Below are 23,220 nucleotides of genomic sequence, written 5' to 3' on the forward strand. Positions count from 1 at the left end.
CCCCATGATCATGGTGCCGGCGGGGTGAACCAGGCGATCGGGATCGGTCCCCGATGCAGAATGTGCGGTACGTCGACCCAGGGCAGCCACGGATCGTTCGGGCCGAGCCGTTCCAGCCGTTCCAGCGCGACCTGGGTGACCCGGCCGACCGCCCGGAGACCGGCGGTGGTGAACGGCAGGTAGTCGTGCTCGTCCGGCGGATCCGGGTAGTGCCCATCGCTGCCGTGACGCATCAGCCTGATCACACACCGGTCCGGGTCGAGCCGGGACGCGTCGAGGGTGGCCGGGCGGTGACCGCCGACCGGCCGGCCGGACCGGGCCAGGGCCTCGAACAGCGGCGCCGGATCGACGGGGGAGAGGAACACGACGTCGGCCCAGGTGCAACCGAGCGGCGGTACCGGTTCGATCATGCCGTGCGGCCGGCCGTCGTACTTCTCGGCATGCTGGCGATAGAGATCGGGATGGGCATCGCGGAGCTCGTTCAGCGGGAGCAGGAGGTCGCCGCGCGGATGGGTCAGGTGAGAATGGAACAGCGTTCCCTGGACACGTGGTGAGGGCATGAAAAAAGCCTCCCGACGCGTCCGGTCCGAGAGGCTTTGCAGGTAATGATTATATCAGTCTCCCGACCTCTGGCGGGGCCTGACGGAACAATTCGACCAGCAGGCAGGACCTAAGCTGGCCGGGTGCTGACCAGCGAGCGACTCCGGGACCACCTTCAGGACACCCTCTCGGTACGAGTGCTGGCCGAGCCGATCCAGACCGAACGTGGGTACGGCAACGAGAACTGGACCTTCGAGACCGACGACGGCCGCTTGTTGATCAAGGTCGCTCGACCGCACCTCGGGCCGGAGAAACTGGTGGCCGCCGCGCGGGCCCACCGGGCCGCGGCCGCCGCCGGCGTGCCGGTGCCGGAGTTGCTCCACGTCGATCCGGCGTGCGCGGCGCTGGATGGCCGGCCGGTCCGGGTGCAGCGCTACGTCGAGGGCCGGCACCCGACCGAGGTCATGATCACGGACGAGGCGGTCGAGCGCTTCTTCGGCACCTTCGGCGAGACCGTGGCCTCGCTGCACACGGTCGTGGCCGACGGGTTCGCGTCCCGCTTCGCCGGCCGGCCGAGCTTTCCCACCTGGGCCGAGTACGTGGCGTACCGGGTGCCGCAGATCGTCGGCCGGGTCGAGGCCGCGGGCGGGTTGCCAGGACATGATCATCGCCCTCTGTTCGACCGGGTGCTGTCCCTGGCCGAGGAGGTGTCGCCGTACGTGGAGCCGCGGTTGACCCACCGCGATCTCTACCTGGACAACGTTCTGGCCGGTCCGGACGGCAGCGTCGTGGCGGTGATCGACTTCGACATCGCCGAGGCCTGGGATCCACTGGCGGACCTGGTCAAACCGCGCTGGCAGATCTGGCCCGGCTATCCGCCGGCCATGGCGGACACCTTCCTGCGGGCGTACGCGAAGGAACTCCCACCCAGGTTCGACGACAGGGTCTGGGTGGCCGAGGTGCTGGAACTGGTCAACGTGGTGGCGAACGGGCTGGCCAGCGGCGGCAATCCCGAGTTCACCGAGTCCGCCCGGAAGCGGCTCGATCAGGTGCTCGCGGCATGATCATCACCGGGGTTGCCGCGAGTCCGGGCGAGGTCGTCGGGACGGTCCGGGTGATCGGTTCCCTGGACGATTTCCACCGGTTCGGCGCCGGCGAGATTCTGGTCTGCCGGACCACGTCGCCGGCCTGGACGCCACTGCTCAGCCGAGCCGCGGCGGTGATCACCGAGGTCGGCAGCCGGCTCGCCCATGCGGCGATCGTCGCCCGCGAACTGAGGATCCCGGCGGTGGTCGGGGCGGGCGGCGCGATGACGAGTTTGCGGGACGGGCAACGGGTCCGGGTGGACGGGACGGCCGGAACGATCATGATCATGGAAGGGCAGGCGCGATGACGACCGCCGATGTGCTGACGCTGCACGCGGTCCGGCTGCTCGGCTTCGCGCCGGCGGAACGGGTGGCGGCCCGGTACGCCCGGCCGGTGGCGGAGACGGAACGAGAGCTCGCCGAACTGGCCGGCCACGGCTGGGTCAGCCACAGCGCGTTCGGCGGCGACGGCGGCTGGTCCCTGACCGAGGCCGGTAAGACGGAGTGCGAACGCCGGCTCGCGGCGGAACTGGACCAGGCGGGTGCGCGGCCGCTGGTCGACCGGGTGCACCGCGACTTCCTTCCGTACAACCGAAGTGTGGGGGAGTTGTGCACGGCCTGGCAGTTGGCGACGCTGGGGATGGCCGACCCCGAAGTCGATCTTGAAACCACCGTGGCCGGGCTCGGGCCGGCGGCCGAGGCGCTGGCCGGATTCGAGCGGGAGCTGGTGCCCGCGCTGGACCGATTCGGTGGCTATCACCGGCGGTTCGCGACGTCGCTGTTCCGGGTGGCCGACGATCCGGCCTGGCTGGCCGGCACCGATCGGGACTCCTGCCACCGGGTCTGGTTCGAGTTCCACGAGGACCTGATCGCGACCCTCGGGATCGACCGCACCGGTTAGCCGCGCCGTTCGGTTGGCTGGCGGGGCGCGACGTGGCACGATCGCAGGCGTGGGCAAGAAGGATGCCGAGGCAGACCGGCTGCGGGACCTCGCGCTGCTGCGGCGGGTGCGCGACCGGATCGACCGCGAGTACGCGCAGCCGCTCGACGTCGACGCCCTCGCGCGCGGCGTGAACCTGTCGTCCGGACACCTCAGCCGGCAGTTCCGGCTGGCCTACGGCGAGTCTCCGTACTCGTATCTGATGACCCGCCGGATCGAGCGGGCGATGGCCCTGCTGCGGCGCGGGGATCTCAGCGTGACCGACGTGTGTTTCGAGGTCGGATGTTCCTCCCTGGGTACGTTCAGCACCAGGTTCACCGAGCTGGTCGGGGTGTCGCCGAGCACGTACCGGCGCGAGGCGGCGGAGTCCACCGCCGGGATGCCGGCCTGTGTGGCGAAACAGGTCACCAGGCCGATCAGGAATCGAGAAGCACCGGCGGACACGGCGTCCTAGCGTGGTCGCATGACGATCACCATTCATTCGAGCTTCCTGCCGCATCTCGACGCGGACGCCTCGCTCGCCTTCTACCGTGAGGCCCTCGGTTTCGAGGTACGCGACGACGTCGGCTACGACGGGATGCGCTGGATCACCGTCGGCCCGGCCGATCAGCCGGACACCGCGATCGTGCTGCAGCCGCCCGCCCTGCCCGGGGTGACCGACGACGAGCGCCGTACCCTGCTCGACCTGATGGCCAAGGGCAGCTACTTCGGCGTCAACCTGGCCAGCGCCGATCTTGCCGGAACGTTCGAACGGCTGGAGGCCAGCGGTGCCGAGATCGTCCAGGAGCCGATCGACCAGCCGTACGGCGTGCGCGACTTCGCCGTCCGGGACCCCGCCGGGAACCTGATCAGGATCCAGCAGAAGGTAGCCTGACCAAGATCGAAACGCGACGGACGAGGTGCGGCGGATGGCGGAACTGGCCCAGCTCCAGGTGAATCTCTTCTGTGCTGACGTGGAGGCGTGCCTCGCCTTCTACACCGGACTCGGGCTGCAAGAAGCGTTCCGTGCTCCCGCCGACGGGCCGGTGCAGCACGTCGAGGTCGAAGCCGCCGGCATCCGGATCGGCCTGACGTCGGCCGAGGTCGCCAACGCGCTGGTCGGACTCGGAGTGGCCGCGGCGCCGACCCCGTCCACCGAACTCGTCCTGTGGTGTGACGACGTCGACTCCTGGTACGAACGCGCGGTCGATGCCGGCGCCACGACCGTGGTGGCGCCGATGGACGCACCGGACGGCCGGTTGCGCTTCGGCTGGGTACGAGACCCGGACGGTCATCAGGTGAAGTTCGTCCGGCACCGTTGATCATGAAGCTCGACCATGATCAGCTGGGTGGGCGCAGGATCAGGCCGCGGTTCATCGGGCCGTCGAACGCGAGCGTGACCGGTTCTGCGGAGCCGCCGATCCCGGTCTGGTGATCCTGGATCGCGGCCAGCAGCGCATCCCGGCCGAGCTTGACGCCGGGGCTCCAGAAGTTGCAGCAGGGCAGGACCAGCACCGGGACGGCAGCCGCCGACTCGACGACCGGCCGGAGGGCCTGGTCGGGATGCAGGCCGATGATCAGGTCGTAGTAGTCGGCGAGGTCGGACGTGTAGGGGAGTGCGCGGTTGGCGACGCCCTTCAGGACCCAGCCCCGCGGATCGATCACTTCGCAGTCGATGTTGTGCCGCTTGGTCAGGATCCGCGCCAGCATCCCCTGTCCGCCGGCGACGTCGGCCGCGAACCGTACCGTCGGGAAGCGATCGGCGACGAACGCCGCGACGGCCTCGAACCGACCGGGTGCGCCGTGAAATGATCTTCGTGCCATCGGCTAGTCCGGTGATCGCTGGAGCAGCTGCGGGGACGACGCGAAGCCGAGCCGCTCGTACACCGGAACGGCCCGGTGACCGGAATGCACCGTGACGTGCAGAGCCCCGAGCCGGATGGCGTGCTCGGCGGCGGCGTCGACCAGGGCCGAACCGATGCCGCGGCCTCGGTGTTCCGGCAGGACGAAGACGGTCTGGATGTCCGCCGACATCCGGCCCAGGTTTCCGGGTCGCGGGACCCGGGGAACCAGCGCGACCCAGGCCATGCCCACGAGCTCCGGCGGGTCGAGTCGAGCGACGTACGCGAGGTGGGAACCCGGCCGGTCCGCCCACCAGCGCGCAAGCTCGCCGGCGAACGTGTCCGGCGGGCGGGTCGGCTCCTCGCCGTGGGCGTTGACCCAGAGAAGCCTGGCCAGTCCGGCAACATCTCCGGAATCCGCCTCACTGATCCTCACCTCGCCAAGTCTGTCACGCCCGGCTGCCGGTACGCGTCCGGCCGGCCAACCTGATCATGGAAAGTTGATCATGGACCTGGGGGAGCGGCGGTACCGTTGGTTGGTCAATGCCGTGGCGATCGATGATCATCTCGGGTACCGTCACACTGTGGAATTGCGGCGGATGATCAGCACGGGCGAGCGCGAGTTCCTGCTGTTCGCGATCACGCCACCGCGGGCGTCGACCAGTCCCGAGCGCAGGCAGGCCATCGCGGACGCGACGCTGCGCCGGCTGCAGGCGGTCGATCCCGACGGCGTGGTGCTGTACGACATCGCCGAGGAGAACGACCGCAACCCCGACGAGCGACCGTTCCCGTTCCTGCCGACGATCGATCCGGCCGACTACCTCGCGGATCAGCTGAAGGCCTGGCAGAAGCCGGCGGTCGTCTATCGCTCCGTCGGGAAGTACTCGGAGTCCAGCCTGCAGTCCTGGCTCGGATCGCAGCCGACCGACCGGGTGCTCTCGGTGCTGGTGGGGTCGTCGTCGAGTGGCAACGTCGGCCTGACGTCCCTGCGCTCCGCGTACACGATGCGCCAGACGGTGCAGCCGGAGTTGATCATCGGCGGCGTGGTGATTCCGGAACGTCACGAGACCAGGGGAGACGAGCAGCTGCGGATGCTGGAGAAGCAGGCGGCAGGTGTTTCGTTCTTCGTCAGCCAGGTTCTCTACGACGTGAACGCCGCGAAGAACCTCGTCTCCGACTACCGCGACGCGTGTGAGGACCAGGGGATCCAGCCACGACCGATCGCGTTCACGCTGTCGGTCTGCGGTTCGCTCAAGACCCTGGAATTCCTGACCTGGCTCGGCGTCAAGGTGCCGAACTGGATCCAGCGCGACCTCACCCGCAGCGAGGACACCCTCGCGGCCTCGTACGAGCACGTCCGCGCGGCGGCGTTCGACATGCTGACGTACTGCCGCCGGCTCGGAGTCCCGGTCGGCCTGAACGTCGAGAGCGTCTCGACCCGCCGGGTGGAGATCGAAGCCGCGATGCGCCTGGCCGTCGAGGTGAAGGGAGCCCTCAGAAGATGATCATGAGGGGCAGGGGGATCGAGATCCGGGGCGCGGGCACCGAAGCCGAGGCCGACGAAGCCGTCGCCGTCCTGGACGCCGTCCTCGGCGCCACCCGAGGCTGGCAACTCAATCGCGCACGACAGCTCGAGCTGTACCGGAACGCACCCGAGCTGTTGTCGATCGCGATCGACAACGGCCGGATCATCGGCTGTGTCGGCTGCGACGGGGCCAACGGCATCGAGGCGGTCGCTGTGCGGGACGAGTACCGCGGGCAGGGCCTGGGACGACGACTGCTCGAACGTGCGGAAGGAATCCTGCGTGACCGCGGCGTCACCGCCGCAGGTCTCGGCAGCCTGGACGGCGCCGTCGAGTTCTATCTGTCCTGTGGCTACCAGGCGAAGCTGCTCATCCAGTTCGCACCCGAAGTTGATCATCCGGAGTTGATCATCGACGAGCTGCTGGCGGATGTGCTGGCCGGTCGCGACGTCGTCCGGCGGGACTGGCAGGGACACCCACAGCTGTGGCTTCAGGAGCGCACGATCGACTGGGACCTGAAGCGACGCATCGAAGACGTGGCACCGGGCGTCGTGGCGCAGTACACCATGAGCAAGCAGCTCTGATGAGGCTCAGTCACCCCTACTGATGCTTGTCCGATAAGCGACATTATGTCAGGTAGCGTTTCTTCGCATGGCACCTCTCCTGCCGCGTCACGATCGTCGTGTCGGGACCTGCGGCAGAATCTGAGCCGTGGCAAGTGACCTGAGTCCAGCCGAACAACTCCTACTGCTGGCCGATGAGTTGCGTGGTGCAGCGACCGCGGCGCGCACCTTCGCAGCCAACATGTACGACCGTGAGCGTGCCGACCATCTGTCGGGCATAGCCGGGCGCCTGGCCGCGTTGACAGGCATCGCCGACGCCGACGACCTCGTGGCCACGTTTACCGACGAGGCCTGGAAGCGGACATCGCCCATGGTCGGAGTCTCGACACTGGCACGCGATGAAGCCGGGAAGGTTCTGCTCTGCCGTCGCACGGACGACGCGAGCTGGTGTCTACCCGGCGGGCTGCTCGAGATCGGAGAGCCACCGACGGTAGGTGCCTTGCGCGAGCTGTGGGAAGAAGCCGGCGTGACCGGTGAGGTCACCCGTTTGCTGGGCGTATTCGATGGCCCGACCTGGGGCTCGCGCAGCTCGGTTCATCAGATAGCCATCACCTTCGAGGTGAACGTTTCCGGCGCCGAGACCCCAGTGCCCGGCGAGGAGATGAGCGCTGCGCAATACTTTCCAGTCGACGCACTACCCGAGCCGTTGCATCACGGCCAACGTCGCCGCATCCCGGTACTGCTTGACCTCGTTCGGACCGGCGGCACGCACCACGACCCGGCCTCCACCGTCGGGCAGAACGCGACGCTGCCGATGTTCCAACGCCCGCGCTAGACCCGACGTATTGGGTGCTACACAGGGGATCGTCTACCCGGCACGGCCTCCTGGTGCCAGAATCGTGCCTCATGGCGACCGATGCGTCCGCGCGGTGGGAACGCCCCCAAGGCTTTGAGGTCTACCCCGACGGCTATGGTCCGCTGTTCGACCGAGCCGCGGAGGTCTTCGCGCGGGACGAGCGGGTCCGCGCCATGTGGTTGCACGGTGCGTTCGGGCGCGGGGCCGCTGACGCGGCGAGCGACCTGGATATCAGCCTCGCAGTGCGCGATGAGGACTTCGACGCCTTCGCGGCCACGTGGAAGGAGTGGCTGGCCGAGATCACCCCGACAGTCAACGCTGGACCGATCGCGCCCGGCTGCTTCCACGCCCTGACCCCCGGATGCGAGCGCTTCGACGTCTTCAGCGAGCGGGTCTCCGAACTCCCCCGCACAAACCTGCGGCGTCGGGTGACCGTCTTCGATCGGGACGACCTCACCGCCTCCGTTCCAACCCCGGACGATCCGCCACCGGACCCGGACACCATCGCTGCGGCTGTCAGGGAGACGCTGCGGACGGCGGCGAACATCCAAACCGTGTTCGTTCGCGAGGACTGGCTCCTCGGCGTCGCCGCCGTCCTGACCATCCACTCCCTCCTCTTCCAGCTGTTCGCCGAAGCCAACAAGCCCCAGCCGGCGACCGGCGCGAAGCAGCACAGCTTCAAGCTCTCCCCACGGCACCGGACCCTGCTCGAGCAGCTACCCGTGCCTCAGCCGGACCGGCAGTCAGTCCTCGACGCGCGCGAGGCTGCGCTTCGGCTCTTCCTCGCGGAGGCCCCGACCGTCGCGGCGGCGGCCGACGTCCCCTGGCCCACGGAACTCGCCGACGCCGTCCTCGGATACCTGGACCGGATCGGCCTCGGCGTCCGTCCATAGGCCAGGCCCGGGACGATCACGGCGGTCTTACGTACGCCCCCACAACCATCGCATCGTGTCCGGGAAGATGGCTCCGCCGTGCTGGAGCGTGTGCCCGCCTTCGCCGATGACCAACTCATATTCGTAGCCGCGGTAGGCAAGCGCGGACGCCATATCTCGGTTGGCGATTGGCCAGTTCCCGAAGACGACATCAAGGTCTCGATCACCGGTCTGCAGGAACACGCGTAGCGGCTTGCGTTCGGTCCGGCGGATCAGGCTCGGGTACTCGTGACCTCCGCGTATGTTGACGAAGCTGCCGCAATGGCTTACGACGTTGCCAAAGGCGTCGGGACGTTCCCAGGCGGCGGTAAACGCGCAGATCCCTCCCGAGCTGTGGCCGCAGATTGCGCGACGCGTGGCAGAGTCGGTCACGGCAACCGGAAGGCGTGGGATCAGCTCATCAAGCAGGAATTGCGCATAGGCGTCACTGAGCGTGTCGTACTCGACGTTGCGGTTCGTGTCGCCACCCCACAGCGGGTTGCCGGGACCGCTGTCGCCAGGCTCGACGAACACACCGATGCAGACCGGCATCTCGCCTCGATGGATGAGATTGTCGAAGACCACGTGGGCGTTGACATTCGGCCGCAGGTACCAGTCGCCGTCTTGGAACACCATGAGGTTCGCCGGGTGATCCGGCGTGTACTGGGCGGGGACGTACACCCAGTATCGGCGCTTCGTTCCGGGGAACCTCTCACTGTTGTCGAGTCGGTACTCGGTGACGCTGCCCCGAGGGGTTCCCGGCTGAGGCAGCGAGTCGGTGCCAAGTTCGTAGGGCTCGTCCATCGCTTCCGCCGCCTGGAGCTGCACCTGATCGCGCTTACTGATGGTCAATTGAGAAACCCCCTATCTGGACGCAAGTCAGCGGTCCGGTCATTGACCTGATTGGCGAACCCGAGATCTTGTCAATATGTCTAGGACGGCGCGCTCGACCGCGCTGAGGACGTCCTCCCGTGTCATGTCGGTGGTGTCGAGCACGGCCGCGCGAGGGTTTTCGGCCCAAGCCTGCCAAGCCCAGCGGTGGCTTTCCCGTACCTGTTCTTCGGTGATGGCGCCGCGACCGTGGAGTCGATTGGTGTCCATGCGTCGACGCTCAAGTCGCGCCTCAAGACTGGGCAGTAGAACGATGGTGATCGGGTCAAGTTGATCAAGGTCGTCCCACACCGACACCCACTCTGGCGGATCCGTCGGACTGGCTGGGACTCGTGGGCCCGCGATCACACAGTCGATTCCGCTGGCGGTGATATGAGCAGCGGTTGCGGACGCGATCTTGGCAGCGAACCGGTACTGAAGGCTGACGTCGGTCGCGGATTGAACCCCTTGTCCTCGGAACAGAACACTGCGAAGTTCGTCCCAGTCAATCGGCGCGGTTGTACGGGGACGCTGTTCAGCCCACTTCATGGCTGTGCTGGTCTTGCCTGCCAACGGCGGGCCGGTGAGCAGAATGGCCTGACCGCGCTGCTTCACTTCGCTCACGGTGGCCAGTCTGCCTGAGGCCGTCCCGATGTGGAATTGTATTTGCCTGCCGCCCCCTCGAATTGCTGCCCGACTGCGAGTGCGGCTTCCGTTCGCTGCCCGACGTTGTCTGTGCTGCCACCTATCCTGCGGGCAGATCCTGTTGTCGATGTGGATAGGTGGTTGACATGGATGAGGCTTCAATCTCGTCGGGTGCGGTCAGCGGCGCGGATCGATGGTCACCGCCGGATCTCAGTGGCTCTGTGGCCGTGGTGACCGGCGCGAATCGAGGTGCCGGCCGAGGTATCGCGCGAGTGCTCGGGAGGTGTGGCGCAACGGTGTATGTCACCGGCCGTAGCAGGGCTGGTCGCATTTCGACGAGGGCTGGCGAGGACGTGAGTTTGGCAGAAACAGCCCGGATGGTCTCCGCTCTGGGTGGCACCGGGATCGCGGTCGAAGTTGATCACGCCGTCGACGCCGAGGTCGAGGTGCTCTTCACGAGGATTCAGCACGAACAGGGCAAACTCGACATCTTGGTCAATAACGCTTGGGGCGGGTACAGCGTCGATGATGGCACGTTGGACGAGCCGTTCTGGCTGCAGCCGATGCTCCGGTTCGATCGGATGTGGACGGTGGGCGTACGGTCCAACGTTGTGGCGACCCGCCTGGGTCTTCCGCTGCTGCAGGCGACTGACCGTGGACTGGTCGTCAACACGACTTTGATGTTCAGCGACCTGGCTCGCGACATCGGTGCGCTCGTCGGTGAAGGTCCCGCCGATTTGGAGAAGCCGCCGTCCGAGTCGCATGCAGGATGCGCGCTCTTCTACCGAACGGCGAAACTGGCGATCAATCAAATGACGCTGTACATGGCCAAAGACCTCGCCTGGAACGGGCACCGGGTGGCCATGATCGCGCTCTCCCCCGGCTTTATGCGCACTGAGGCGATCATGGCGGAGGTCGGTACGGACGCGCTGCACTGGCAAACGAAGTCGATACTTCAAGGCACCGAATCAACTGAACTGGCTGGCCGAGGCGTTGCTGCCCTCGCGACAGACCACGACCTCCTCACGAGATCCGGCCAGACCCTCAGCACTCGCAACTTGGCACGGGAGTACGGATACTCCGATGTCGATGGACGATTGCCGTCCTAGTTTGTCAGAGCCAGCGCACGAGTTTCAGGTAAGGCGCCGCAGTGTGCTCCTGGTCTCGACTAGATCGAGGAATTCCTGTGCACTGTGACTTTCCATCGGCCCCCCAATGTCGCGGCCTGCCGACAGCCAGTTGCCAAGGACGTGAATTCCCTGTGCGGCCGCATGGGCGGCAAGCAGGTCTGGCAATAGCGTTCGCTCGCCGGGAGTTAGGTCACGCACCGATGTATACGCTTCGACCAGCGCGACGATCCGGTCGAGGTCGATCCGTCGGTGTTGATCTTTACCGAAGGTGCTCACAATCGACCCGAGGTCATAGGCCAGGAATGTCTGGGCACTGTCGTCGAAGTCCAGGACCGCGACGATCTGGCCATGAGTGTCGAGGAGCAGATTGGCTGGCGTGATGTCATTGTGAATCAGTCCTGCTTGCGGAGCAGGGGCTGGGACGCTGTAGATCTCAGCTAGCCGAGAATGCAGCTCCCGGAGCGGCGGGATTAGCGGGGAAAACAGATCGTTGTTCGCCAACGGGCTAGTCAGGAAGGCCCCGACCTGCCGCCACGGATCCCGCGTTGGATGCCTGCTGCCGGGCAACTGCTGGCCGTGGAGAATCTGATGCATCCGCGCAGCCAATCGGGCCGCATCCTGACCAAGCTCCAGGTCCATCGACCCGTAGCCACCGTCACGCTCCGGCGGATGCTGCCCTGGCACGAACACGAACAGGGCAGCTGGACGCCCATCGACCAGTTCCCACAGCCGGTGCTCGCCTGCAACCCGAACAGCTGGAACCGGGGCCGGCGTAGGGAATCCCGCCTGTGCCAGCCGGTCCACCGCCGCCAGCTCACAATTGAGCTCCGCTGCGTCCGCTGTCAGCCTGTAGTGCCGAAGCACCCAGACATCGCTCCCGCTGTCGATCCGCCAGTTGTCATTGACTTCGCCACGGTCGAATCGACTCACCCTGATCTCGGAAACATCAACACCGCGATCACGCAAGAACGACGCCCATAGCGCGATGGGAAATGCCACCGAGGCACTCTCGCCCAACAGCGTCGTCGCTGTCCAGACGTTTAGTCCGGCCCAGTCCACCCCGCCACCCCGGCAGGCCGAACCGCGAGTCTGACCCGTGCCATCGGCGAGGTTGTCCTGGAGTGTCCCCTCCCCTAGTCGCAGAAGCACTCGACGACAGGTCGCAGGTCGCGTTCCTCCATGCAGGCAAAGCCGTCGAACCTTGGGCGCGCCCCTCCGGACCCCGATTCTCAAGCCCGTAGGGAGGATCGCTTCGCTCGGGATCGTTCACCTGTGGCGACGCGGGTCGGATAGATATCCGTCTTGCTGCATTCTGTAGAGGCGTGCGTAGTGGCCGGCTCTGTTGATCAGGTCGGAGTGGCTGCCTTGCTCGATGAGTCTTCCTTGGTGGAGTACGAGAATCGTGTCGGCGTCCTTGACGGTGGAGAACCGGTGTGTGACCAGGATGGTGATTCCGCCGTCCTGTCGGGTGGTGGCAGCAGCCGCGGCGTAACGGGTGAAGATCTCGTGCTCTGCGTGGGCGTCCAGCGCAGCAGTTGGTTCGTCCAACACGGTGAGATACGGGTTGCGCCGCATACTCCCGCGGGCCAGGGCGACGCGCTGCCATTGACCACCGGACAGGTCAGTGCCACCGGGCCAGGAGGCGCCGAGTTGCGTCGAAAGCCCTTCAGCCAAGTCCGTGACGAATCCTGCTCCACCTGCGTGGGCAGCGCCCTCGATGTGTGCAGTGTTGTTGATCATTCTCGGGTCGCCCAGACCGATGGCCTCTCTGGCTGTGAGTTCGGGGCGCGTGAAGTCTTGGAATGTCGCCGTGCTGTGGTCGTTGCGGGTCGTCCCTTCGATCGTGCCGGCGGTCGGCCGATAGAGGCCGAGAAGTAGCTCGACCAGGGTGGTCTTACCTGCTCCGTTCTCTCCGACTATGGCGACGACCTGTCCGGGCACCAGGTTCAGGTTGATGTGTTGGAGCGCCGACTGCGTTGCGCCCCGGTAGCGGAACGAGACGTCGACCAGCCGAATCCCGGTCTGTGTGAAAGTGCTGGCGCCAGGCTCGTTGGTCGTCCTGGCGGTTCGGTTCAGCGCGTCGGCGCGCTGTACGTATTGGAGGGTTTCGGCGATGCCGCTCCCTTCGCCGATCAGGGCTAGCAGGCTTTGCTGGATCTGTCGGGCAGCGACAACCGCTGCCACCATGACAGCAGGGGTCGCGTCGCCGTCGGCGAGAGCGAAGAGCAGCCAGAGCAGAGTCGCTCCGACGATCAGCGTCGATAAGGCTTCTTCGCCGACTCCGAGGAAGGCGTTGCGTTGTGTCGCCCGCAACCGGGGGCGTTGCCAGCGATCGACCGCGGTCTGGAGTCGGCCGGCGATCGTTCGGCGGAGTCCGAAGACGCGGAGCTCCATTCCAAGTGCGGGATCGGTGACGACCTGCCGGCAGTGCGCAACCAACCGACCAGCTGCTGCTGACTCGTCCTCGCCCCGCTGAGTCCATCTCAATCGCAGTCTGGCAGCGGCCAGCGCTGGAACGACGGCAACGGCGAGTAGCAGCAGTCGGGGTTCGACGAGCGTGGCGATGATGATCACGATTGCCGCCTTGGCTGCGACGTCGGCGGCGTGGACCAAACCGGACATGCCGCCGCCGATCCGTCCTTGGTTCTGAGTCAGCATTTGCAGGGTGTCGGCGAATTCCGGATCGTCGAAGTGATCCAAGGTCGGTCGGGTCGCGACGGCTCGTGCGATGTCACGTTCGAACGCAAAGGAGACCTTCTCGGCCATCGCGACGTGCGCGGTAGCACCGAGTGCGCGCAACACCCAGTCAGCGAACACGCACAGCAACATGCCGATGAGGGCCATGATCAGCCAGTCCTGACGGTGCTGGTCGATCCCAGCCACCACGCCGGCGACCAGCCACGGCGTCACTCCCCTACTCAACGATGCCGTGGTCTCCAGGAGCGAACGCAGCAGATCGCGACGGGCGACACGCCACGCAGTGCCGATCAAGAGCCGCAGTGCGGCGAGATTGCCGATCATGAACGCTTCCCCATCTTGTCGTCACGGAAGCGTCGGGCCTGGGTGAGGAACAGGTCGGCGTAGTGACCGCCAAGAGTCAGCAGGTCATCGTGGTTACCGTCCTCGATCAGTCGACCGTCCTTCAGAACAAGGATTCGATCCACGCCTCGTACAGCGGAGAGACGATGTGTCACCAACACGGTCGTTGCCCCGCCGGCGACATCGAGTAGTCGGGCGAAGAGTTCGACCTCGGCGGACACATCTAATGCGGCTGTCGGCTCATCCAAGATCAACAACCCGGCTGCCCGGGTCCGCACAGCAAACAGGGCTCTGGCCAAGGCGATCCGTTGCCACTGTCCGCCCGATAGATCGGTGCCTCCGTCGTACTGGGCGGACAGCACCGTCGCTGGACCCACATCGTCTCGCCCTGGCAAACCGCCCGCGTCGCCCAGCGCCTCGATGATGTGGTGCTTGTCAGCTTCGCTGTCGGGGTTGCCGAAGCGCACGTTGTCGGCCAACGGCAATTCGTACCGGCCGAACCGTTGGAAGACCGCCGCGAATCGACAATCGGCCGGGTCAAACCGATGACCGTCGGTGTCGATGCTCACGCGGCCCTTGGTCGGTGTGGCGAGCCCACACAACAGCCGCACCAAGGTGCTCTTGCCGGCACCGTTCTCCCCGACGATCGCGACCGATTGGCCCGGAGACACCGTGAAGGACACGTCACGTAACGCCGGCGAACCCTGGCCCGGATAGGTGAAGGAGACATGATCAAAGACGACCCCCTGCGGTCCAACCCCGGTCGTTGGTGCCCGGTCGATCACGGGACCGTCTGCGGGGAGTCGGTCGAGATGTCGCACGGCCGTAGTCGCGCGGGCGACGTCGTAACCCTGCAACCCGAACTCACCAAACATCGCCATCATCAAGATGGCCTGCAGGAACACCGTCACCTCAGCCACTCCGAGGCGATCAGACATGACGTCAACCGCTAACACGGTCAGCACCAAGCCGTACGCCACTGCAGCAACCCCGGTGGACAACAACGGCCGCATCGACTTCGACCGCGCCCTCCAAACCACCGCCATCGCCGTCGACCACACCCGACCGATTCGCTCATCCATCCACGGCAACCAGTCGAAGATCCGGACCTCTTTCGCCGCGGTCCGCGACACCAACAGGCCCCGCAGATACTCCGCCTGCCGCCGTTCAGTGCCCATCTGTCGTGTCGCCATCTCGAACACGACCTCGAACCAGCGACGAACCTGGGCGTGCAACACACCCAGCGCCACCAGCAAGATCAACGGCGCCCACCAGTGAAAGCCGACCAGAACAATCCCGGCTGTGACACCGGTCAGCCGGGTCAGCAGCAGCCCCGCGGCCGATCCCACGGCGTGATCGAACACGCCTTCGCGGTGGTGCTGAGCAGCGGCGACCAGGCTCGCCGAATGCGCTGGATCCTCCAGCTCAGTCACTGAGTCCGGTACCAACCCAGCCCGCGCCAGCTGCTCTAACGCCGACGCTCTGAACGCAGCCCCTAGCCGGGAAACTGCAATCCCGTATCCACCGTTCAACACCGCCAGCGCAAAACCCGCGGCCACAAACGCCAACAATGCAGCCAGCGCATGGTGTGCAGCTGGAGACCCCATCCCGGCACTGGCCAATGCCGGCAACCTGGCGACCAATCGCCCGCTGGCCAAGACGACCACCGATGGCATCATCGCCGAAGCGGCCAACAACAAGGCGACCACTACCGACCACAATGGGCTCGCGCGAAACATCGAGCGACCTAAATCGAAAGCATCAAGAAGATGGCGGGCCAACCGCCGAAGAAGCGAAGCCACAGGGAACCTCGAAGCGCAGTACGACGGGCCTGCCGTCATCAACGACGGCAGGCTCAGGACGACTGGGGTACTTCAAGATCACTCCATGACCGGCGAACCTAGCAGGCCACAATCCTCCGATCCAGCACTTTCCAACCCAGCCCATACCGAGCCATCCGGCCGACCAGAACCGAGCCCACTGAAGGTTCCATCACCGGAGGGCCTTCGACCTTGGCCGACGGGGAGCGGCGGAGTGTTGGCCGCTCATCCTCGCCCCCGGAAAGGGGTGTCGGCTGTCGGCCTTGAGATTCACCGCTGTTCCGGCCATGGCTGGCACAGTTGTGCAAAGTGTTTGAGCGCACCGCTCTTCACAACGATCGTGTCCGGCTGCAGCAACGTCGAGTAGTTGTTGATCAAGGCGATCAGATCCAGTAGCCCGCGGTAACCCGATAGTCCCGACAGGTCCATGTACACCTTGGTGATCCGCAGGTCGAGCCGAAGGACAGCGTTCAGGTCGAAGGCGTCCAGGACCCGCAGGTCGAGGTTGGGATGTTCGGCCAGGCCTCGTTCGATGCAGACCGCACTGATATCGGTCCCGAGAACCTGCCCCGCCCGCTCCGTCAATAGCTTGGTGGTTGTCCCCCACTCGCAGCCGATCTCCAACACGGTGTCCTGGGCGGTGACAAGCGCCTCGATCGTCGCACGGTACTCCCGCACCCCACGCGTCGCGACGATCCTCGATGCGATCTTGTACTGACTGTCGTTGGCCATTGCCAATCCCCTCTCCAGCCGGGGCTGACGGCGGGCCGCCCCGGCAAACGAAAAGAGCACCCGAAATCACACCACCGACGACCCCTCTCACGGGATCCCGGTTGATATGACTTCAGACGCTCTTAAGCCGAAGCTGCCCGAGCTCCTGCACCGAACAACAGTCGCTCAGTGCATGACCTTCTGAAGGCGCATGTGTACTTGTCGGGAACGACGCTACAAGTCGACCGCAATCAACCGCAACCGATATCGGACGCCGGTAAGCCGTTCCTTGACCGGCCGCCCGGGTCAACCTTCACCTCCACATGATCATTCTCGGGCGTCATCGCTGCAGGCGTCGAGCCAACTGAGCGAGGTCGGCGCGTGTCATGGCGGCGAGGCGACGCTGCTGGAGACGTCGCAGCACTGGATCGCTACGCAAGGGCCGAAGGCGTGCGGCGAGCGGCGGTTGTGGTGAGCGGAGGAAGTCTTTGAGACGGAGCCCACCGCGATGGCGGATCGCGTCGACTAGAAGCATGATCATCGGATCCTGGTCGGCACGTGGCACCAACCGGAGCCACGCCGCCGGGCCGGGGATCGGCGGTGTGAAGGCCGTGCCGGGAATGGCGGTCAGCACAGTCGGCTCGAAGAAGGTGGTGACTTCGAGGCTGATGATCGAGAAGTGATCATCGTCCGGCGTGGCGGTCGCGGCGGTGGCCCAGTGGCGACCGGTGCAGAGATAGGCGCATCGCAGCCGGGGCAAGCCCCGGGCCAGCGCGACTACGTGCTGCAACACCGAAAACGGCGGGTTGGCGATGATCATGGTGACCTCGGCGAGGGCTTGTGGATCGAGGTCCTGGACCCGGGCCGGGCGGAGATCGACTGCTGAACGGTTGGCAAGCCACCGATGGCAACGTCGGTCCGGCTCGACGGCGATCACTCGGCGCGGTCGACGACTCAAGATCGCGTCGGTCAGCGACCCGGTACCTGCACCGAGGTCGAGCACCAGGTCGTCATGGCCGACGTCGGCCTGTGCCACCAGAGCACGGGCGACGAATGGGTCAAGCAGATGTTGATCAAGTAGGTCGGGGTCGGGAACGAGTGGGTCGAACGAGGGCAGCACAGGCATCGGGCTCCGGTTGGCCGGGGCCACCGAACACGCGCGCAACTGTGCAGTCCACAGCTGGACGGCACGGGCGAAGAAGGAGAGGGCGCTCGATGGCCACAAAGATGAGGTTGGGTGAAACGACGACCTCAACGCCGGCGGAGCTCACGCAGGGACTGCGCGGGACCGGACCTAGGAGTGGTCCGGCCGCCGTTCGTTGGCGGGATGCATAGCCGCTCCTCTCGCCGGAAACCGGGACACCGGCAGCCTACTCTGCGACGACGCGCTCAACTGCCGGCTCCTTGCCCTCTGCCGACCACGCCGACCTCGAGCCACCGCCCGCACGCGGTTCCACGTCCTGTGTTCAAAATCCGGTGACGATGTCGCGCTCAATGGTTAGCGTGCCCACAAGATCACCTACAACCCGGGACCATCGTGAGATTTGATCAGCTACTCAGCGCCGACGACCTCACGCTGAAGGCATCGTCGCCGGCACCTGCCAGACGACTCAGCCACATCAACTCCACCGGCACCTATCGTCAGTGGGCCGACCAGGCCCGGCAACGTGCCTTCGATCTCATCGGAGTACCCGCGCGGACCGCCGATCCGTCGGGCGAGATCATCAGAACGATCTCCACCGGTGATGTCGCGACAGCGGTCATCAGGCTGACCATCGACGACAACCTGAGCCTGCCCGGGTATCTGTCGTGGCCCAACGAGCAGGAAGCGCCGTCACACCGAGTCGTGCTCGCGCTCCACGGACATGGACAGGTCGAGGCATGCCTGAACATCGATGGCGTCACCGAGGACTACCACCATCAGTTCTCCCATCGACTCGCCGAGCGCGGCCAAACCGTCTTCACGCCAGAGCTTCGCGGGTTCGGGGCCCTGTACGACCTCGCTGCTCACGAACCGCAGGCACGGTTGCGCTACTGGCATTGGGGGCAGCCCATGGCCTACACCCTGCAAACCGACGCCTTCATCCACGGCCGCACGCTCATGGGTGACACCATCCATGACCTACTGGCCTGGGAAGACTGGCTTGGGCACCACTTCGAGATCGACGCCATCGACGTCGCCGGAATCTCCTGGGGCGGCGACCTCGCCTGCAGCTATCCCCTCTACAGCCGGCGCGTCCGATCAATCTTCGCCAGCGGCACCCTCGGTAGCTTCACCCATACCTTCCGAGTCTCCGGGAATGCGCCCGCTCATTGCATTCCCGGGATCCTGCCCTGGCTGGATCGCTCCGACATCGCCGGTCTGAACGCCCCCACGCCGATCGCCATCCACTACGGCGAAAACGACACTCCAAGGCCAGGAAACGACTCCGCCTCCTACAACGAGACTGCCATCGACGCCTTCGCCGAGCTCCAATCGATCTATGCCGCCGCCGGCGGCCCGGAGCCGGAACTGATCATCAGCGCCGGACTGGCACACGAGATGGACATCGACGCCCTGGCAGCCTGGATCCGCCACCAGCAAACCCCACCCCACTAGTCACAGTCCCCGGCTCGGTTCCACCACGGGCCGGGCGCCGATGCCAGCAGCACTCGCCCTACCCCTGCAACGCCCCCAGCAACGCCGAGCGCACGACCACGTGAGGGGGCGGAGGCAAGTCATGAGCGCTGAACCAGCCGACGTCGTCGTGTTCATCAGGAGCGACGTTCGCCGGCGTCCCTTGCCAGTCGGGGACGAGCCAGGCGCTGAGGAGGGCCCGCTCGTCGACAGGCCCAGCGGTCAGATAGCACAGGTGGGTCGCCGCGCCTGTCGCGATCTGCACGCCGAGTTCCTCGTACAGCTCCCGCGCGAGCGCTTCCAGTTCTGATTCGCCGGCTTCGATCATTCCGCCGGGCAAGTCCCAGATGTCAGGGTTTGCACGCTTATTCGGCCTCCGATGGACCAGCAGGACTCGACCCCGCCGGATCAGCGCGCCCACAACGACTCTGTGCATTCGCCCATCAGAGCATGACCATCCGACAGCGCACGTCCCAAGCCGGCCTGGGCACGCTCCACCTGCTCGACGGAATGTCAGCGGCAACCCGCCTCGTCACCGTCGAACTGGATCCTGCACTCTCCCGCATTGCGCAGGAGGAGATCGACGATCATCGGGTGGAATTCGTTATCGCAAACGGCGGTAGGTGGCTCGAGTCCCAGGACGCGATCAAAAGTCGGTTCGACCTCATCTTCGCCGACACGGGTCCCGGCAAGTTTAGTCATCTCGACTAATGCTTTGCGCTAGAACCCAATGACCCGGCACAGCCGTTGGTCCATAACTCCCCTGCCGGTCAACGGGTGACTTGCGGGTGCGGAATACGCACGGCCTTCATACGCAGAGTGTCAGCCGGCCGGGCCGCGCTACCCGGCTCCAGGGACGGGAAGACCGTTCTCAAGGTACGCGACTCTTCCGCCAGTGCGGGCGGCGATGGCGGCACGAATTCGGCGTGCGTACAGAGCAGGAAGTCGCTCGTCGAGTTGGTCGACCGGGCACCAGTCGTACGCCTTCAACTCGTTCGGCGGCAGACGGATCGACGCGATCTCCTCGGGCGTGAGGACTCCGCCGTCGAAGACGGTGGTGAGCCCTTCAATCGGGATGCTCGTGGTACGCGGCTCCCAGTCAATCGCGATCAACTGACCGAGTTGCTTGGTCAGGCCAAGCTCCTCGCGGATCTCGCGACAGGCCGCGGCATAGGGCGCCTCATCGGGCTCGACGACGCCGCCCGGATAGTCCCATCCCTCGACATAGGTGGGGTCGACAATCAGCACCCTGTCGTGCTCGTCGAAGAACAATGCACCGGATGCCTCGCGCTTGCGTGGCAGCGTGAGACTCCAATGACCAGCCGGCGGCTCTATCGTGGACATCGTCGCAGAATATCTGCACCTGGAGACGTGATCCCGGCACGAGCTGCGGTCCTGACCACTCCCCGACTGCCCGGCTGGGATCGATCACCGGGCAGTCATCAACCTGCCGATGATTCGAGTGCAGTTCGGAACTGGTTGAGCGACTCGACTCTCCAATAGTCACGGCGAGGATACTGGTCGTGCTGATTCCAGCGCATTGTCGCGATCCCCGCCCACATGAGGATGCGGAAATTCTGAACGAGCCGTTGGTTGGGTTCTGGATAGAACTCGGTGACTTCTTCCGGCGCGTAGGCGAGGTCGTATTCCACCGGCCCGCGTTGCAGCGTCCCCACGTCGATCCACAGTGGCCCTTTCCTGGTGTCGAGGACGTTTCCTGGATGCGGCTCTCCATGCAAGAGCTGTTCGACAGAATCCTCGCTGCGGATCGCCGCGCTCATGCTCTTGAGTGTCTCTCGGAGCAACTCGCGGTCCCGGTCGCGAAGTTCTGGAGTCCTCTCTGGATCCTCGACTTGCAGCTGCCAGCCGGCAACTCGGTCCATGACATGTGGTGCTGTCAGATCCATCTGGCGCAAGTCGGCGTGGAGCTGAGCGAGTGCCTTGGCATAGTCTGCCGGTCCGAGGCTCGTGGTCATGCCCAGATGCTGCTGCGCTCGCCGGTCACTGACGGACTCGTAATAGGTCCAGAAGGTCATGGCGAAGCCGTCGCATTCATACACATCGAGTTCCACACGAGGATCAAGCTCGCCCACGGGACTGCCGATTTCGGCGAGACGCCGAGCCACTAGTGCCTCGAACTCCATACCTTGGCGCCACGATGCCGGTGCTATCCGGACCAATACATCGCAGGGCTGCAAGCGCAAGGCGATGCGGTCAGAATTGTGTACGACGATCGCATCGCTGACCTGCAGTCCTAGGGCAGCGGCCGTATTTCGGGCGGCTTCACTCGCCCGCAGGACTTCAGCTGATTCCACGAGAGTGCGGCTCCTAAAGCGTCTCGGACAATGCAGGCGGTCTCGGTGCAGGCGCCGGTAACCCCATCGCCGGCCCTCTAGGCATCCGTCAGTACGGTGGCGAAATGGTGCAGGTCCGCAAGAAGAACTGCGAATACTCCAGGCTCCTGGTCTCGGCCCTGGTAGTAGATCGAGCGCACCGAATCGAAGGCCACGGCAGCCCCACAGGCGGCAAAGACGCCAGGGCCGGCCACCTCTCGTCCCGCCCGCCGAACGGCAGAGACGATCTCAGGGCTGGCTCCCTGCTCCAGCAGCCTCGGTAGCAGCGTTGCGTAATCCAGTGCCCGGGTGCCGCTGCCGAGTGATTCGGCGTCGATAATTCCGGTGATCTCATCGTTCTGGCACATCACGTTGCTGTTGTTGAGGTCACCGTGCACCAAGTCATGGCGAGGCAACTCGAGATCGGCGTACGGCGCCAACAGAGCGTCGAAGCGCGCGATCAGCTCGATACCCGGCTGGCCGAGCCGACGCGTCACCGGCCGGGGATCGTTCTCGCCTTCACCGAACGCGCATTCCCGGACGTACTCGGACCAGTCCAGCGTCGGATCGGGACCGAGGCCGGCTTGGCGTTCGATCACCTCGATCAGGTGCTCTACCGTGCGCAGGGTCAGCCGGGAGCGCACCATCGACTCGCCTGGCACAAAGTCCACGACGTGGTAAGTAGTGCCGTCTGCGGTTTTGCCGGCCGCGAGCCACCGCGGCGTCACGTACCCGGCGGCCCGAATCCTGTCGACCAGTTGGGGTAGCTGCTCCATGCGGTGCGCCATGTCGGTGTTGATCTTCAGAATTGCGCGCCGACCATCATCATCAGACAGCAGCCAGGCTCCAGCAAGTCCCTCCGGGCAGCGTTCGCGAAGAACGAAGCGAAGGCCGTGTGCTTGATTGATGTGACTCACAAGCTCTTGCGTGGGTACGAATGTCGTGGGCACAGGTGGACCTCTCCCCAAGGGAAGCAACTACCGCGCGGTCGTGCTCACGATAACGTGAGGTCGACATCGTGATCGCGGTCGACCGCGGCGACGTCGAATTGAGCGGCGTCGGTCGATGCTGACAGGATCTGCCCTATGGCCGGATCGCAGCAGTCTCTTCGAGCCGCAGTCTTTCTCGGGCTGAGCGTCGACGGCCGCATTGCGCGGCCCGATGGCGACCTCGAGTGGCTGACCACCCGCGGCGCCGCCGCCGGGGACGCAGGCTTCACGCCCTTCATGGAATCAGTCGACGCGGTGGTGATGGGCCGGAAGACCTACGAGACCATCGCTTCCGCGGAACACTGGCCCTATCTTGATCGGCCGATGCATGTGATCAGCACGGCCCTCGCAGCAGATGCAGATCCCCGGATCACCGTGCATCGCTCCCCCGAGGAGGCCGTCGAAGTGCTACAGCGGGACGGCCACCGGCGCGTGTACGTCGACGGTGGCGAGACCATCCGTTGGTTCCTTGCCTCCGAACTTGTTGACGAACTCACGCTCTCCCAGGTCCCGGTGCTTATCGGCGACGGGCCCTCACTGTTCGGGCCGCTCGGCGGAGACGTACACCTCGAGCACGTCAGCACCGCGGTTCTCGGCGGTGGGATGGTCCAGACCACGTACCGCGTCTTGGGCGGACCCACGCCGCCGGCAGCCAAATAGGCCGCGCGGGGCTCACGGCGCTTGCCCGTCCCAGTCAGGAATTCCGGTGGTAACGTGATCGGCGAGCGCCCGGGGCGCCACCCGTCCGCGGAAAGGGCCGAGCCCACCCGATCTTGATCATGATGCGCACCGTGTTCACGGCGCTTCTGTCGGTACAGCGGACTCCCG

At 65.6% G+C, this 23,220-nt stretch carries 28 protein-coding genes; 14 read left to right on the forward strand and 14 right to left on the reverse strand.

Features of this window, described 5'->3' with window-relative positions; genetic code table 11:
• Positions 1 to 8 precede the first annotated feature (8 nt).
• Positions 9 to 560, reverse strand: a complete 552-nt coding sequence (locus ACFQU4_RS17070) for a hypothetical protein (RefSeq protein ID WP_377493969.1) — start codon at positions 558 to 560, stop codon at positions 9 to 11.
• Positions 561 to 683: 123 nt separating this feature from the next.
• Between ACFQU4_RS17070 and ACFQU4_RS17075 the strand changes: the two genes are divergently transcribed.
• From ACFQU4_RS17075 to ACFQU4_RS17100, 6 genes are read left to right on the forward strand one after another with little or no spacing between them, the layout of a single operon-like run.
• Positions 684 to 1,604, forward strand: coding sequence for a phosphotransferase family protein (locus ACFQU4_RS17075; RefSeq protein WP_377493971.1), 921 nt, complete (start codon positions 684 to 686; stop codon positions 1,602 to 1,604).
• Entirely contained in the window at positions 1,601 to 1,933 is a 333-nt protein-coding gene (locus ACFQU4_RS17080) for a PEP-utilizing enzyme (RefSeq protein WP_377493973.1), read from the forward strand. Before ACFQU4_RS17075 ends, ACFQU4_RS17080 begins: the two co-directional genes overlap by 4 nt.
• Positions 1,930 to 2,526, forward strand: a complete 597-nt coding sequence (locus tag ACFQU4_RS17085) for a transcriptional regulator (protein WP_377493975.1) — start codon at positions 1,930 to 1,932, stop codon at positions 2,524 to 2,526. Before ACFQU4_RS17080 ends, ACFQU4_RS17085 begins: the two co-directional genes overlap by 4 nt.
• A 49-nt stretch (positions 2,527 to 2,575) precedes the next feature.
• The gene (locus tag ACFQU4_RS17090) at positions 2,576 to 3,019 is read left to right on the forward strand and encodes a helix-turn-helix transcriptional regulator (protein ID WP_377493977.1); all 444 of its coding nucleotides are present in this window, start codon (positions 2,576 to 2,578) and stop codon (positions 3,017 to 3,019) included.
• Between the two features lie 9 nt (positions 3,020 to 3,028).
• Entirely contained in the window at positions 3,029 to 3,439 is a 411-nt protein-coding gene (locus tag ACFQU4_RS17095) for a VOC family protein (protein WP_377493979.1), read from the forward strand.
• A 34-nt stretch (positions 3,440 to 3,473) separates the two neighbouring features.
• A complete protein-coding gene (locus ACFQU4_RS17100; protein WP_377493981.1) occupies positions 3,474 to 3,866 on the forward strand; it encodes a VOC family protein in 393 nt (130 codons plus the stop codon).
• A 19-nt stretch (positions 3,867 to 3,885) separates the two neighbouring features.
• Here ACFQU4_RS17100 and ACFQU4_RS17105 read toward each other — a convergent pair whose 3' ends face one another.
• A complete protein-coding gene (locus ACFQU4_RS17105; protein WP_377493983.1) occupies positions 3,886 to 4,368 on the reverse strand; it encodes a hypothetical protein in 483 nt (160 codons plus the stop codon).
• A 3-nt stretch (positions 4,369 to 4,371) separates the two neighbouring features.
• Positions 4,372 to 4,821, reverse strand: a complete 450-nt coding sequence (locus ACFQU4_RS17110) for a GNAT family N-acetyltransferase (RefSeq protein WP_377493985.1) — start codon at positions 4,819 to 4,821, stop codon at positions 4,372 to 4,374.
• 163 nt (positions 4,822 to 4,984) lie between these two features.
• On the opposite strand from ACFQU4_RS17110, the gene ACFQU4_RS17115 reads away from it, so the two are divergent.
• The 4 genes from ACFQU4_RS17115 to ACFQU4_RS17130 all read left to right on the forward strand — a co-directional run bounded on the left by ACFQU4_RS17115 (position 4,985) and on the right by ACFQU4_RS17130 (position 8,220).
• Positions 4,985 to 5,890 (forward strand): methylenetetrahydrofolate reductase, encoded by a 906-nt coding sequence (locus ACFQU4_RS17115; RefSeq protein ID WP_377493987.1) that lies wholly within the window; start codon positions 4,985 to 4,987, stop codon positions 5,888 to 5,890.
• Positions 5,887 to 6,492, forward strand: a complete 606-nt coding sequence (locus ACFQU4_RS17120; RefSeq protein WP_377493989.1) for a GNAT family N-acetyltransferase — start codon at positions 5,887 to 5,889, stop codon at positions 6,490 to 6,492. The genes ACFQU4_RS17115 and ACFQU4_RS17120 overlap by 4 nt, the downstream gene beginning before the upstream one ends.
• Positions 6,493 to 6,619: 127 nt before the next feature.
• On the forward strand, positions 6,620 to 7,306 hold the full coding sequence (locus tag ACFQU4_RS17125) for an NUDIX domain-containing protein (RefSeq protein ID WP_377493991.1): 687 nt from the start codon (positions 6,620 to 6,622) through the stop codon (positions 7,304 to 7,306).
• A 71-nt stretch (positions 7,307 to 7,377) separates the two neighbouring features.
• On the forward strand, positions 7,378 to 8,220 hold the full coding sequence (locus ACFQU4_RS17130; RefSeq protein ID WP_377493993.1) for a hypothetical protein: 843 nt from the start codon (positions 7,378 to 7,380) through the stop codon (positions 8,218 to 8,220).
• A gap of 27 nt (positions 8,221 to 8,247) precedes the next feature.
• On the opposite strand, the gene ACFQU4_RS17135 is transcribed toward ACFQU4_RS17130, so the two are convergent.
• Positions 8,248 to 9,090 carry an alpha/beta hydrolase gene (locus ACFQU4_RS17135; protein ID WP_377493995.1) on the reverse strand — a complete coding sequence of 281 codons (843 nt, stop codon included), beginning with the start codon at positions 9,088 to 9,090 and terminating at the stop codon, positions 8,248 to 8,250.
• Between the two features lie 39 nt (positions 9,091 to 9,129).
• Positions 9,130 to 9,732, reverse strand: coding sequence for a hypothetical protein (locus ACFQU4_RS17140; protein ID WP_377493997.1), 603 nt, complete (start codon positions 9,730 to 9,732; stop codon positions 9,130 to 9,132).
• A gap of 167 nt (positions 9,733 to 9,899) precedes the next feature.
• Here ACFQU4_RS17140 and ACFQU4_RS17145 point away from each other — a divergent pair, with 167 nt between their 5' ends.
• Positions 9,900 to 10,862, forward strand: a complete 963-nt coding sequence (locus tag ACFQU4_RS17145; protein WP_377493999.1) for an SDR family NAD(P)-dependent oxidoreductase — start codon at positions 9,900 to 9,902, stop codon at positions 10,860 to 10,862.
• A 24-nt stretch (positions 10,863 to 10,886) separates the two neighbouring features.
• Here ACFQU4_RS17145 and ACFQU4_RS17150 read toward each other — a convergent pair whose 3' ends face one another.
• The 5 genes from ACFQU4_RS17150 to ACFQU4_RS17170 form a co-directional block, all read right to left on the reverse strand.
• On the reverse strand, positions 10,887 to 11,882 hold the full coding sequence (locus ACFQU4_RS17150; RefSeq protein WP_377494001.1) for a phosphotransferase: 996 nt from the start codon (positions 11,880 to 11,882) through the stop codon (positions 10,887 to 10,889).
• Between the two features lie 267 nt (positions 11,883 to 12,149).
• Positions 12,150 to 13,904 (reverse strand): ATP-binding cassette domain-containing protein, encoded by a 1,755-nt coding sequence (locus ACFQU4_RS17155; RefSeq protein ID WP_377494003.1) that lies wholly within the window; start codon positions 13,902 to 13,904, stop codon positions 12,150 to 12,152.
• On the reverse strand, positions 13,901 to 15,724 hold the full coding sequence (locus tag ACFQU4_RS17160) for an ABC transporter ATP-binding protein (RefSeq protein WP_377494005.1): 1,824 nt from the start codon (positions 15,722 to 15,724) through the stop codon (positions 13,901 to 13,903). The genes ACFQU4_RS17155 and ACFQU4_RS17160 overlap by 4 nt, the downstream gene beginning before the upstream one ends.
• Positions 15,725 to 16,012: 288 nt before the next feature.
• Positions 16,013 to 16,474 carry a class I SAM-dependent methyltransferase gene (locus tag ACFQU4_RS17165; protein WP_377494007.1) on the reverse strand — a complete coding sequence of 154 codons (462 nt, stop codon included), beginning with the start codon at positions 16,472 to 16,474 and terminating at the stop codon, positions 16,013 to 16,015.
• Between the two features lie 319 nt (positions 16,475 to 16,793).
• A complete protein-coding gene (locus ACFQU4_RS17170; RefSeq protein ID WP_377494009.1) occupies positions 16,794 to 17,579 on the reverse strand; it encodes an rRNA adenine N-6-methyltransferase family protein in 786 nt (261 codons plus the stop codon).
• Positions 17,580 to 17,990: 411 nt separating this feature from the next.
• Between ACFQU4_RS17170 and ACFQU4_RS17175 the strand changes: the two genes are divergently transcribed.
• Positions 17,991 to 19,052, forward strand: a complete 1,062-nt coding sequence (locus ACFQU4_RS17175) for an alpha/beta hydrolase family protein (RefSeq protein WP_377494011.1) — start codon at positions 17,991 to 17,993, stop codon at positions 19,050 to 19,052.
• A gap of 58 nt (positions 19,053 to 19,110) precedes the next feature.
• On the opposite strand, the gene ACFQU4_RS17180 is transcribed toward ACFQU4_RS17175, so the two are convergent.
• Positions 19,111 to 19,506: an NUDIX hydrolase gene (locus tag ACFQU4_RS17180; protein ID WP_377494013.1), complete on the reverse strand. Its 396-nt coding sequence runs from the start codon at positions 19,504 to 19,506 to the stop codon at positions 19,111 to 19,113.
• A 14-nt stretch (positions 19,507 to 19,520) separates the two neighbouring features.
• Here ACFQU4_RS17180 and ACFQU4_RS17185 point away from each other — a divergent pair, with 14 nt between their 5' ends.
• Positions 19,521 to 19,781: a hypothetical protein gene (locus ACFQU4_RS17185; RefSeq protein WP_377494015.1), complete on the forward strand. Its 261-nt coding sequence runs from the start codon at positions 19,521 to 19,523 to the stop codon at positions 19,779 to 19,781.
• Positions 19,782 to 19,910: 129 nt separating this feature from the next.
• On the opposite strand, the gene ACFQU4_RS17190 is transcribed toward ACFQU4_RS17185, so the two are convergent.
• From ACFQU4_RS17190 to ACFQU4_RS17200, 3 genes are all read right to left on the reverse strand, one after another.
• Entirely contained in the window at positions 19,911 to 20,414 is a 504-nt protein-coding gene (locus ACFQU4_RS17190; protein ID WP_377494017.1) for an NUDIX domain-containing protein, read from the reverse strand.
• Positions 20,415 to 20,512: 98 nt separating this feature from the next.
• On the reverse strand, positions 20,513 to 21,385 hold the full coding sequence (locus ACFQU4_RS17195; RefSeq protein ID WP_377494019.1) for a phosphotransferase: 873 nt from the start codon (positions 21,383 to 21,385) through the stop codon (positions 20,513 to 20,515).
• Positions 21,386 to 21,462: 77 nt separating this feature from the next.
• Positions 21,463 to 22,353: a phosphotransferase gene (locus tag ACFQU4_RS17200; protein WP_377494021.1), complete on the reverse strand. Its 891-nt coding sequence runs from the start codon at positions 22,351 to 22,353 to the stop codon at positions 21,463 to 21,465.
• A 135-nt stretch (positions 22,354 to 22,488) separates the two neighbouring features.
• Here ACFQU4_RS17200 and ACFQU4_RS17205 point away from each other — a divergent pair, with 135 nt between their 5' ends.
• The gene (locus tag ACFQU4_RS17205; protein ID WP_377494023.1) at positions 22,489 to 23,052 is read left to right on the forward strand and encodes a dihydrofolate reductase family protein; all 564 of its coding nucleotides are present in this window, start codon (positions 22,489 to 22,491) and stop codon (positions 23,050 to 23,052) included.
• The last annotated feature ends 168 nt before the right edge of the window (positions 23,053 to 23,220 follow it).

The organism is Microlunatus sp. GCM10028923 (genome assembly GCF_042666975.1).
Taxonomy (GTDB): Bacteria; Actinomycetota; Actinomycetes; order Propionibacteriales; family Propionibacteriaceae; genus Microlunatus.

Excerpts from the sequence above, each read along its gene's own strand:
- ACFQU4_RS17070 (WP_377493969.1), bottom strand. The coding sequence starts at position 560 with ATGCCCTCACCACGTGTCCAGGGAACGCTGTTCCATTCTCACCTGACC.
- ACFQU4_RS17080 (WP_377493973.1), top strand. The coding sequence starts at position 1,601 with ATGATCATCACCGGGGTTGCCGCGAGTCCGGGCGAGGTCGTCGGGACG.
- ACFQU4_RS17085 (WP_377493975.1), top strand. The coding sequence starts at position 1,930 with ATGACGACCGCCGATGTGCTGACGCTGCACGCGGTCCGGCTGCTCGGC.
- ACFQU4_RS17095 (WP_377493979.1), top strand. The coding sequence starts at position 3,029 with ATGACGATCACCATTCATTCGAGCTTCCTGCCGCATCTCGACGCGGAC.
- ACFQU4_RS17100 (WP_377493981.1), top strand. The coding sequence starts at position 3,474 with ATGGCGGAACTGGCCCAGCTCCAGGTGAATCTCTTCTGTGCTGACGTG.
- ACFQU4_RS17105 (WP_377493983.1), bottom strand. The coding sequence starts at position 4,368 with ATGGCACGAAGATCATTTCACGGCGCACCCGGTCGGTTCGAGGCCGTC.
- ACFQU4_RS17115 (WP_377493987.1), top strand. The coding sequence starts at position 4,985 with ATGATCAGCACGGGCGAGCGCGAGTTCCTGCTGTTCGCGATCACGCCA.
- ACFQU4_RS17120 (WP_377493989.1), top strand. The coding sequence starts at position 5,887 with ATGATCATGAGGGGCAGGGGGATCGAGATCCGGGGCGCGGGCACCGAA.
- ACFQU4_RS17130 (WP_377493993.1), top strand. The coding sequence starts at position 7,378 with ATGGCGACCGATGCGTCCGCGCGGTGGGAACGCCCCCAAGGCTTTGAG.
- ACFQU4_RS17145 (WP_377493999.1), top strand. The coding sequence starts at position 9,900 with ATGGATGAGGCTTCAATCTCGTCGGGTGCGGTCAGCGGCGCGGATCGA.
- ACFQU4_RS17155 (WP_377494003.1), bottom strand. The coding sequence starts at position 13,904 with ATGATCGGCAATCTCGCCGCACTGCGGCTCTTGATCGGCACTGCGTGG.
- ACFQU4_RS17165 (WP_377494007.1), bottom strand. The coding sequence starts at position 16,474 with ATGGCCAACGACAGTCAGTACAAGATCGCATCGAGGATCGTCGCGACG.
- ACFQU4_RS17170 (WP_377494009.1), bottom strand. The coding sequence starts at position 17,579 with ATGCCTGTGCTGCCCTCGTTCGACCCACTCGTTCCCGACCCCGACCTA.
- ACFQU4_RS17180 (WP_377494013.1), bottom strand. The coding sequence starts at position 19,506 with ATGCACAGAGTCGTTGTGGGCGCGCTGATCCGGCGGGGTCGAGTCCTG.
- ACFQU4_RS17185 (WP_377494015.1), top strand. The coding sequence starts at position 19,521 with ATGACCATCCGACAGCGCACGTCCCAAGCCGGCCTGGGCACGCTCCAC.
- ACFQU4_RS17190 (WP_377494017.1), bottom strand. The coding sequence starts at position 20,414 with ATGTCCACGATAGAGCCGCCGGCTGGTCATTGGAGTCTCACGCTGCCA.
- ACFQU4_RS17205 (WP_377494023.1), top strand. The coding sequence starts at position 22,489 with ATGGCCGGATCGCAGCAGTCTCTTCGAGCCGCAGTCTTTCTCGGGCTG.